Raw genomic sequence first — 11424 nt, forward strand, 5'->3', positions numbered from 1 at the left:
CAGGGCGGCAGGACCGCGGCGGCGAGAGCCCCTGTGAGGCGGGAACGGGAGACCTTTTTTCATGCAAAAACAGATCGGTTTTTCATAGTAATCTTTTTTTCCTTATAGTATAATGGACGGGTGGGCAGCTGGGGCAGGGTGCGGCTGCAAAGACGGGAGAACGTGATGCCGGGGGAGGCTCCGGTGTCGGATGCGTTCCGGGGGAGCCGGGTATTTTTAACGGCTGTACGAAAGAAAAGAAGGGGAGAGATACTGTGAGAAGACCTGTACGATATAGAGTGAACCAGTTGTCAATGAATCTGCTGATTTCCTATCTTTCTATCCTGATAGCGCCGCTGCTTGCCATAGTGATTATTTATTTTACGGCTACCAGCCTGCTTTTGTCCGTGCAGAAGGAAAAGATGTTCACAACGCTGAATATGACCGCGCTGGAGGTGAACCGGAGTATTGAAGAGGCCGGGAATATGGGAGGCTATATCAGCAATTCCCCGGAGCTGCGGGATCTTTGCAGCAAGATCCGGCAGGAAAAGGATTATTATGATATGTATTTATATATCCGGTCGCTGTCGGATTATTCTATGTTCAACGCCGCCATAGAAAACATCTATTTTTTCTTTGAAAAAGGGGAATACATGGTGATGGACAAGGTGGTGGTGCCTGCGGATGACAGAGGCTACGCTTCCGTGGGCATGCTTGGCAGCGAAAGCTATAAGGAGCTGCTGGAAAACTTCGCCGGCAAGGTATACAGCAAGGATGTGCTCCGCCTGCAGGACGATGGGACGGATAAGAAGCTGATGGTGGCCCAGTCCTTCCCCTTCAGCGGTTATGAGAATCCCGAAGGGACGCTGGTGGTGGTGCTTAACGACAACCTGATAGATGGACAGCTGCGCAACAACCTGATCCATGGGCAGGGGATAACGCTGATGCTGGATAAAGAGCGGGACGGAGAGTATTTCCAGAAAATCATTACCGGGGAAAACTGTGACGTGGGAGCGGACGAGCTGCCCATGGATTACATCCTGGGGAAAAAGGACGGGGAGTTCTCCCTGCATGGGGAACGTTATATCATATGTGCGGTGGAAAGCCCCGGTTCCCCTTACAGATATGTTTCCATACTGCCGAAAAAAACGCTGCTGGGACAAATCGGTTCCATAAAGTATCTGATCGTGGCGCTGTGCGTGACGGCCATGCTGGCGGGGCTGGCCGTATGTATTGGGCTGTGGAGGAAGCGCAGGGACGTGGTTCTTTCCTTCAGCAGATATCAGGATGAATTCGGAACGGCCCAGGGCAACGGGAAGCCGGTGCGCAGCTTCTGGGAGGGCATTCCCTACCTGCTTGACAGCGCCGCCAATCTGCAGACAACGCTGAAGCTGCAGAAGAATTTCATGCGCACGGCAGTGGTGCGCAAGCTGCTGTTCGGAGAATATACCTCCGGCGCGGAGCTGGAAGAGGAGCTTAAGAGCGTGGACATCACCCTGGAGGGGGATGCCTACTGCGCTGCGGTAATCCAGATACGCAGCAGTGTTATGAGTAAGGATCTGGAGCAGTGGAACGAGCTGCGGCTGTTCATCAGGGAATGTATACAGGAGCAGATCTGCATCTCCAAGATTTACTGTGAGCTGGATCAGTCCCGCAGCGCCCTGATTTTTCCTGTGAGCAGGGAGGAAGCGAGGGAGACCATCCGTGAGCTGCTGACAGACTTCGGGGAGAGCCTTCTCATGGAAAAAGAGCTGGAAACCTATGTGGGGCTGGGCAGGAATGTGACGGATCGGATGGAAATCGCCACCTCCTGTGACGATGCCAGGGAGATTACGGAATATCTGGCCTTCCATAACATGCGTACCGTGATGTGCAAGGAGGAAATGCCGAAGCAGACGGACAGCTTCTTTTTCCCCATAGAGACGGAGCTTCTTCTTGTAAAGAGCATCCGCCAGGGCAACCAGGAGGAGATTGACGATATTTTCCGGGTGCTCACCTTTGAAAACTTTACCTACAGGAAGCTTTCCGTCACCATGGCGGGTTACCTGACAGATCTGGTGCGGGCCACCGTGCTGCGGGCGCTGAAGGAGGAAGAGGACGCCGCTTCCGGCGCGGAGGAGCGGATTAACGGGGCGGAGAGCCTGGAAGAGCTTGCGGGGATATGCAGGCAGCTGCTGGCCGGCGCCTCCGGTCAGAAGAGGAAAAAAGAGGAGCAGGATGCGGATGCCCTGAAGCAGTCGATCCGGAAAACGGTGGCTGAAAAATATAGCCGGCAGGATTTTAATCTCAGCCAGCTGGCGGAAGAGCTGCAGGTTTCTGAAAACAGGCTGTATAAGCAGTTTAAGTCGCTGTTTGGCATGAGCTTCAGCGAGTATCTGGAAAATGAAAGGATTAAAATGGCCTGCGAGCTTTTGAAAAAACAGGTCCCGGTAAAGGACGTGGCGGAGGCTGTGGGCTATGGCAGCGATTTTTCCTTCCGCAGGGCATTTAAGCGTGTTATGGGGCTGGCGCCCAGCTATTATGCGGAGGGGCTGGATAATAAATGATGCATGGATGCGCGCGCCGGCGCGATGGATGGGAGGTATGAAAATGTTATCAAATCGTTTGATAGAATATGCGGAGAAAAAATATGCGGAAAGGCTGCCGTATCTGGAAACGGTGCGGGCCGGACTGGAGGAGGGATTCTCCCGGTGCACGCCGGAGGAAGCGGCGCTGATGCGGTTTTTCTACGGCACGATGCCTCTGCGGGATGCGGGGGAGTATGATTTCCGGGTGTTCCTTTCCTTTGTCAGACATGGGCTTTGGCTGCGGGAGCATGTGGCGTGGTGCGCCGCCCTTCCGGAGGATATTTTTGTAAACCATGTGCTGTATTACCGGATCAATTCCGAGGACATCAGTGAAAACAGGGCTTTTTTTTATGAACAGCTGAAGGACAGGCTGACCGGGAAGGAGCTCTGGAAATCACCCCGTCAGGCCGTAATCGAAATCAATTACTGGTGTGCGGAGCATGCAACGTACCAGGCGTCCGATATGAGAACCGCATCACCCATGACGGTATACAGGAGCGGGAAGGGGCGCTGCGGGGAGGAATCCACCTTTATGGTGACGGCGCTGCGCAGCGTCGGCATCCCTGCCCGGCAGGTATACACTCCCAGATGGGCCCATTGCGACGATAACCATGCCTGGGTGGAGGTATGGGCGGAGGGCCGGTGGTACTTCCTGGGGGCGTGCGAGCCGGAGGAGGTGCTTAACAAGGGATGGTTTTCCCATGCATCCAGCCGCGCGCTGCTGGTGCACAGCAGGAATTTTTCAGATTTTACCGGAGAGGAAGCGGAGGAATGTATTGGCAGGGAGGGCGTGACCTGGTTCTATAACAATACCTCCGTCTATGCCCGGACCCGCAGGCTTACGGTGGCGGTAAAGGATCGGGAGGGAAAGGCGGTAAAGGACGCGCTGGTTTCCTTTGAAATCCTGAATATGGGAGAGTACTGCAGCGTGGCGTCGCTGTCAACGGATGAAAAAGGCGAGGTGCACTTGACGGCGGGGCTGGGAGATTTCCATGTGAGGGCGCAGGCCGGCGGCTATTTTGGAGAACAGCTTGTATCCGGGGCAAGGCAGGAGCGGGCGGAAATCGTGCTGGCCGCTGCTGTGGCGCAAGATAACTGGATCAGGGATGTGTGGGAGCCAAAGGAAATAACTGCGCCGGAGGATTATCCCATGAATCCGGGCGCTGTGACACCGGAGCAAAAGCAGAGAAAGCGGCTGCGGCTTGCCGCCGCCAATAAAATGCGGGAGGAGAGAATCCGTTCCTTTTACCGGGAGGAGGCTGCGGCCAGGTATCCGGAGGAAAAGGAGCTGCTGCGCATTGCGGCCGGCAATTTTGACGAGGTGCTCCGGTTCCTGGAAAAGGATGGGAATCCCCACAGGAAAGCGCTGCTTCACAGCTTAAGCGCAAAGGATTATCTGGATGTAAGGGCAGCGGTGCTGGAGGATGCGCTTTGCGGGGCGGAAAAGGTCAGGGGCGCATGGCCGGAGGAAATTTACCGGGAATATCTGCTGTGCCCCAGGATTTATTATGAAGAGCTGACGGCTTACCACAGCTTTATTGACGGGTATTTTACGGAAGCGGAGAAAGAAGCATTCAGGGAAGATCCGGAGAAGCTCTGGGCTTATATAGAAAAAGAAATCAGTTATGAACCGGCGCTTGATTACCGGACCATCTGCGCCACGCCGGTGGGCTGCCTGACGCTGAAGCAGGGGAATGAAACGTCGAGGAAAATCCTGTTTGCGGCAGCCTGCCGTACCCTGGGGATTCCCGCCAGGCTGAACCGGGTGACGGCGGAGCCGGAGTATTATACGGGAACGCAGTTCCGTACGCCGGGGAAGAGCGTTGGACAAGAAAAAGCTGATGCAGCGCCGGGGAATACGGACGCGTCGCTGGTATTGCAGGTGGAGGACGGCAGTAAATGGATTTATTATCAGACCTGGACGATTGGGAAGCTGGACGGCCTGCAGTTTGTTACATTGGATTATGAAGGCCTGCGTTTTGGCGGAAACTGCCTGGAGCTGTCCCTGGAGCCGGGGATTTACCGGCTGATCACCACCTCGCGCATGCCAAACGGCAACCAGCATGCGGCGGAGCGTACCTTCCAGCTGGCAGACGGAGAGCGCAGGGAAATATCCATGAGCCTGCGGGAGGGCAGCCTGGAGGATATGCTTGTGAACAATGAGCTTCCTGATTTTGAGGTGACGGATGCGGACGGGAAACGCTGTCCTGCGGCCCGGCTTACGGCCGGAGGCAGCGCGGTACTCTGTTTTCTGGAGGAAGGCGCGGAGCCTACGGAGCATGTTTTAAATGAACTGATGCAGCAGGCGGGCGACTGGAATGCGGTGGAGGCGAAGCTTATATTTATCGTAAGGGACGCAGAGGCGCTTGCCAACGCCACGCTTGCCCGCACGCTGGAGAAAATCCCCTGTGTTTCCGTTTATTTTGACCCGGAGGGAGAAACGCCGGAGCCAATCGCCAGACGGATGTATGTGGATCCGGAAAAGCTTCCGCTGCTGGTGGTGACAAAGCACGGTATGACAGGAATTTACGCAAGCAGCGGCTATAATGTGGGAAGCGTGGATCTCATGCTGAAAATTCTGAGCAGATAAAGGGGGAAGCCGCCCTGGGGCGGCGCAAAAACAGACGTGAAGGAAAAGAATACAAAAGCGGTTATTGTTCTGAATGTGGTTGGTATCTTTCTGTATACGGTAGGGATGAGGAGCTTTGCGGCGCCGGCCAGGATTGCGCCCGGCGGCGCCAGCGGTATCGCCATCCTGGTGAACTTCCTGACGGGTTTTCCCATGGGTTTGTTCTGTGCACTGTTTAATTTCCCGATTCTGGCGGTTGTGCTGTGGAAAAAGATTTTCCCGGCCGGATTTGTGGGAAAGGCGACGGCAAGCATTGTACTGCTGTCACTGATGACGGACCTGCTGGCGCCCGTCCTGCCCCATTATCAGGGAAATGCCCTTCTGGCGGCGCTGTTTGCCGGGGCCTTCATGGGCACGGGGCTGGCAATGGTTTATCTGGGCACATCGGATACGGGCGGCATTACCATGATTGGCCTGATCCTGCAGAAGTATTTTCCCCACCTGAAGGTGGGAACGCTTGTGTCCGCCATCAATATGGTAATCGTCCTGGCCTCCGGTGTGGTTTACCGGAACATTGACAGCATCCTGTATGCTATTGTGACGGTATATGTGTCCGGGCTTTTTATGGACAGGCTGGTGAACCAGGCGAATTCCAAGGATTTGATTATTGTAATGAGTGAATGCACGGACAAGGTGCGCTGCGTTTTCCTGGATGAGCATAAAGGAATCACCATTCTGAAGGGAGAGGGCGGTTATACCAGCGAAACCCAGAGGGTGATTCTGGGAGCGGCAGGGAAGGCGGACTGTTCAAAAATCCAGGAAAAAATCCGCAGGGTGGATCCAAAGGCTTTAATCATTGTGGCGGAGGCCAGCAATGTGGTGGGCAAGGGCTTCGGAAGAATGCTGTGATTCCGGCGGGAAGGCTTTGTCATGGAATCTGGAAAAAAGGGAGGATGGAAAAATGGTTACGGTAACGGAAGGGAAGAATGCCCGTTTTTATATTGATTTTGCGTGGGAGAAGGATCCCCATATCAGAAGCTTCCGGCTGGGGCTGGAGGAGGTTTTTGAAGGAAAATACCTGGAGACGCTGTATGTGCCCGTTCAGGGACAGGCGTTTCTGCTGGTTGGGTGCGGTAAGGAAAAGGAGACAGGGCTTCTGGAGGTGAAGGAAATCCTGGCGGCCGCCTCAGCCAGGTGCCGGGAGATGAAGGTGAAGGAATGCTCCGTTGATATCTCTGTTTTCACGCAGCTTCTGGGGAAGGATGCGGTGACGCAGAGTGTGCTGGGGCTGGAGCTGGGAGGCTACAGCTATTCTTTTTCCAAGGAAAAGAAGGAGGAGGCTCCCTGCTGTTTCCAGCTGGAAAGGGTCAGCGGGCTTGAAGGGCTGGAGGAATTAATTGAAGAGGCGCAGGAGCTGGCAGGGGATATCCTTTTTGCCAGGGATCTGGTAAATACGCCGGGGAACCATCTGCGTCCCATGGATCTGGACCGGGCTGTGACGGGCTTCGTGGAGGATGTGGAAATCGAGGCGCAGACCTTTGTTTACGGACAGCTGCGCGCCATGAAAATGGAGGGGCTGTATGGCGTGGGCGGCAGCAGTGAGTATCCGCCCTGTATGCTCGTCCTGCGCTACCGGGGCAATCCGGACAGCAGCGAGGTATACGGCCTGGTAGGAAAGGGCGTGACCTGCGATACCGGAGGCTACTGTCTGAAACCCAGCGGTTCCATGGCCGGGATCAAGGGGGATATGGCAGGGGCGGCCGCCGTTGCGGGAGCGCTCCATGCTGTGGCGGCAAGGAAGCTTAAGGTGAATGTAACGGCCTGCCTGCCCATGTGTGAAAACAGGATTTCCCAGTCTGCGCTGCTGCCGGGGGATGTGATCACAGGGTACGGCGGCAAGACCATTGAGGTTCTCAATACGGATGCGGAAGGCAGGCTGATTCTGGCGGATGCGGTGAGCTTTTGTATCCGTGATGAAGGGATAACGAAGCTTTTGGATATCGCAACGCTGACCGGGGCGGCCTGGAACGCGCTGGGCTATACCATCGCGGGGGCGATGTCGGATGATGATGATTTTTACAGGGTATTTGAAAAAGGACTGGCGCATTCGGCGGAAAAATACCTTCGTTTTCCTTTCGGCAGGGAACATGTGGAAATGATTAAGAGCAGCGTGGCCGATGTGAAAAATGTAGGCTCCAGCTGCTGCGGGACAATTACGGCAGGCCTGTTTATCCGGGAATTCTGTGAGGGAAAGCCCTGGATTCATCTGGACATTGCAGGTACGGCCTGGTGCGATACGCCCACCTATGCGTTTGAAGCCAAAGGGGCGACAGGCGCAGGGGTTGCTTCGATGTATTTCATGCTGAAGGAAGCGGCTGAATAACGGGAATGCCGCCGCCGCCCATTGTCTTGTATGTTTCCTTTCCTTTTTATCGTAACAATGATAAAATAGTTTTAACGGGACATAAGGGAGGGGGATTTTGTGATGGGAAAAAAAGCAGTGTCGGCGGGAGCGTTTCTGCTGCTGTCGGTTTTTCTGATGGCAGCGGGCTGCGGCAGCAGGGAGCAGTCAGACAGTTCGTACCAGACGGCGTTTCCGGAGCCTGTCTACGACTGGGGGAAAAGTACGGGGGAAACGCTGGTGATCTGGGGAATTTATCCGGAAATGGAGCGAAGCTATATTGTAAAGGCCTTTGAACGTTACCGGAGCCTTACGGGAAATGAACTGGAGGTGGTTCAGATACCCAAGGAGGAATTCGAAGAAAAGCTGTTTGGCGCGGTGGAAGGAGAGACGGAGAGACCGGATATCCTTCTCAGCTATGGGGGGACCAATATTGATATTTATGATCCTGATGAGAATTTTTATGATTTTACAGAGGCGGGCTGGGTGGAGGATCTGACGGATACCGCAATTAACCAGGCAGTTTATAATGGGAAAATTATCGGGCTGCCACACTGGGAAGCTTCTGTTTCGGGAACCATCTATAATAAAGAAATTTTCAGGAAATATCATCTGGAGGTCCCAAAGACCCAGGAGGAGTTCCTGCAGACCTGTGAAACGCTGAAAAACCACGGGGTGATTCCCCTTTATATGCCCGGGAAGGAAATTTCCATGCTGCTCTACCAGTTCCCGCTGGACAGTGTGGTAGAGGATATTTCCGTATTGGAAGGACTCAATGACGGAAGACTTGGGTATGCGGATATACCGCAGATGGAACAGATAGTCATGTGGTACAGGATCATGGCGGAAAAGGAATATCTAGGTGATAACTATATGGAGGATGACTGGAACGGGATGAACGAGGCCATGGAGTCCGGCAGGTATGCCATGATGCTTTGCTGGGATACCTGGCTGTATACGGATTTTGAGGGAGATGCATCCCGGTTCGGGCTGATGCCGGCGTTTATGGGCGTGCCGCAGGAGGGAACCTTTGAAGGCCCCAACCTGGGAATGTTTCTGGTAAATAAGAACAGTGAGAGACTTGATGCCGCTTTGAATTTTATTACGTTTTTGGCGGATCCCTATAATTATAACGCCGCATTTGAGGGGATTTATACGGCGCCTGTTTTTAAAAACCAGATAGCCAGTATTTCCACCCCGCAGTATCTGGAGGCGGAAAGTGTGATTGAGAGACATTTCCATGATTCCATAGCCTGGCTGCGAATCCGGGGGTTTTCACAGATGGATGCCTCCTGCATCCTGGAATTTATGGAAAGCGGGAGCGGGATGACAGCGCAGGACTGTCTCAGGAATATGGACAGGCTGCGTGCGGAGCGCATGCAGGAAAATCCGGTAAGGTAGGGGTTGCAGATGAAGAGTGGTATGGGGAAAAAGGCGGGAACCCGGATTTTTGCGGGTGCTCTGGCAGGGGTGATTATAGTGTTCGCGCTGGTTTCAGCGTTCTATATCCATAATTTTGATCAGACCCTGCTGGAGGAAAACCAGAGCCATCTGGCGGAGGTGGCGGATCATATCGTTACCTATATCCAGGCGGCGGTGGAGGATACGCTGGATACCCTGGAGACGGCGGCGGATGCCCTGCCCCTTATGGAACAGGAGGAGTGTGTCGGTTATCTGAAGCAAATGGTGGACAGGCATGGTTTCACCTACGCGGGATATGCGGGTAGAGACGGTGTGCTTCATGCGACGCAGGAGCTGCCGTATTCGGATATTTCACGGGAGGATTACTTTCAGGGGGCGCTTAAGGGGGAAAGAATGATTACCGGGCTGATGCGCCGGATCCTTGAGAACAGAGCCGTGTCGGGAATCGTCCTGGCGGTTCCCCTGCGCAGTCCCGGCGGGGAGATTGTGGGGGTGCTGGCGGCCATGCTTGATATTTCACGCCTGAATGATGCGCTGCGCACGGAAAGCTTCGGCGGCGCAGGGTATTCCTATATCATTGATGACAAAGGGAATCTTGTCCTGCACAATAAAAGTATGGACTATAACAACTTTTTCCGGGTGCTGGAAAATGTGAAAATACAGGGAACAAGAGGCCTGGATGAAATCCGGCAGGATATGGCGGACGGCGGCAGCGGCATGCTTCTGTACAATCAGCTGGGAGTGGAGCAGTACGCCTATTACTGCCCCCTGGGGCTGAATTCCTGGACGGTGGTGAATATCGTTCCCAGGGATGTGGTGATGTCCAAAACAGACCGCCTGATCCGGGAAATGGTAGGAATCAGCATTGCGGTTGTTATCATTTTCCTGATGCTGCTGACGGGAATGGGGGCGCTGTGGGGAATTTCACGGAATGAGCGGCATGCAGCGGAGATGAAAAGCGTGTTTCTTGCCAATATGAGCCATGAAATCAGAACGCCTATGAACGTGATTCTGGGAATCAGCGAGCTGCTGCTCCGGTCGGATCTGACGGAAACGCAGAGGGTATCCGTGCAGACCATCCGGAAATCGGGCCAGGGCCTTCTGGATATTATTAATGACATTCTGGATTTTTCCAAGGTGGAATCCGGCAAATATACAATTGAGGAGAGGGAGTATGAGATGAGCTCTCTCCTGTATGACCTCACCACCATTGCGGCGGTACGTCTGGGGAAAAAACCGGTGGATTTCATGGTGGAGGCAGAAGGAAGCGTACCGGCTCTTCTTGTGGGTGATATGGTGCGGGTGAAGCAGATACTTGTCAATATCATTGGAAATGCCGTCAAATTTACCCAAGAGGGCTATGTCAGGCTGTCCGTGCAGGCGGAGGAAGAAAAAGAGGGAATCCGGCTGACCATGAAGGTGGAGGACACCGGCGTCGGCATTAAAAAACAGGATATTGGGAAGCTCTTTGTCAGCTTCAATCAGGTGGATACCCATTATAGCCACGGCCTGGAGGGGACAGGGCTGGGGCTGGCCATCTCCAAAGCGCTCTGCCAGATGATGGACGGGGAAATTTCTGTGGAGAGTGAGTACGGGAAAGGGTCTGTTTTTACGGTTTCCATTTTACAGAAGAAGGGAGGGAGCGCGGAGCCGCTTCTGCCCTCCTCAGGCTGGGAGGGGTGCCGTATTCTTATATTGGAAAAGTCGCCCCGTATGCGGGAATATTTTTCAAGGTGCATGGATCAGATGCGGGTTGCCTATATCCTATGCAGTGATGAGCGCTCCTTTGCTGAAGCGTTGTATACAGGGGAATTTACTCATGCCTGTGCGGAGCGGGCGGCGCTTGAGAAAACGGACAGGGCGCGTGTGCCCGCAAAAACCAGGCTGGCAGTGCTGGCCGGCCGGCTGGACAGCGGCCTGGGGGACATGGGAGGCGCTTCTGCGTATCCTGTCATATATATTCCTCTATTCGGCCTGCAGCTTGCCGGTTTTCTGAAGAATCCCAGGGCAAACCGGAAAACGGAGGAGGACAATGAGCTGCGTCAGTATCCGCATGTGCGGCTTCTGGTGGTGGATGATAATGAGCTGAACCTGCAGATTGCGGAAGGCCTGCTGGAGCCCTTCGGTCCCCGGATCGACTGTGTGCAGTCCGGGGCTGAAGCGGTGGAGGCGGTTAAAAATAAGGCATATGACCTTGTTTTTCTGGATCATATGATGCCGGGAATGGACGGTGTGGAAACGCTGAAGAAGATCCGGGCGCTGCCCGGCGGGGCAGATAAGACGCTGCCGGTGGTGGCGTTGACGGCCAATGCCACAAACAGCGCGCGGGCCATGTTTTTTGAGGAAGGCTTTGATGATTTCATGCCGAAGCCCGTATCCATGCAGCGGTTGGATGAGCTGCTGCTGAAATGGGTCTGGAGTGTTGAGGAGAAGCGCCGGAGGGAGGAAGAAGAAGGGGACGGCGTATGAAAAAAGGATGCCGCGGG

Annotated in this window: 5 protein-coding genes and 1 pseudogene; all 6 read left to right on the forward strand. The window is 54.4% G+C overall.

Annotated elements, in window-relative coordinates:
- The first annotated feature begins 254 nt into the window (after positions 1–254).
- The 6 genes and pseudogenes from DXC51_RS27175 (at position 255) to DXC51_RS27200 (ending at position 11407) form a co-directional block, all read left to right on the forward strand.
- Positions 255–2525 (forward strand): helix-turn-helix domain-containing protein, encoded by a 2271-nt coding sequence (locus DXC51_RS27175; RefSeq protein WP_147332416.1) that lies wholly within the window; start codon positions 255–257, stop codon positions 2523–2525.
- Positions 2526–2715: 190 nt separating this feature from the next.
- A pseudogene (locus tag DXC51_RS30810) lies at positions 2716–4293 on the forward strand (transglutaminase-like domain-containing protein); the annotation flags it as partial.
- Positions 4294–5172: 879 nt separating this feature from the next.
- Positions 5173–6024 (forward strand): YitT family protein, encoded by an 852-nt coding sequence (locus tag DXC51_RS27185; RefSeq protein ID WP_021637819.1) that lies wholly within the window; start codon positions 5173–5175, stop codon positions 6022–6024.
- Positions 5990–7498 carry a leucyl aminopeptidase family protein gene (locus DXC51_RS27190; protein WP_243003282.1) on the forward strand — a complete coding sequence of 503 codons (1509 nt, stop codon included), beginning with the start codon at positions 5990–5992 and terminating at the stop codon, positions 7496–7498. The genes DXC51_RS27185 and DXC51_RS27190 overlap by 35 nt, the downstream gene beginning before the upstream one ends.
- Before the next feature lie 102 nt (positions 7499–7600).
- Positions 7601–8917 carry an ABC transporter substrate-binding protein gene (locus DXC51_RS27195; RefSeq protein ID WP_117545812.1) on the forward strand — a complete coding sequence of 439 codons (1317 nt, stop codon included), beginning with the start codon at positions 7601–7603 and terminating at the stop codon, positions 8915–8917.
- 9 nt (positions 8918–8926) lie between these two features.
- Complete coding sequence (locus DXC51_RS27200; RefSeq protein ID WP_117545813.1) at positions 8927–11407, forward strand: hybrid sensor histidine kinase/response regulator; 2481 nt, start codon at positions 8927–8929, stop codon at positions 11405–11407.
- Positions 11408–11424 lie beyond the last annotated feature (17 nt).

The sequence above is a fragment of the Eisenbergiella massiliensis genome (assembly GCF_003435485.1).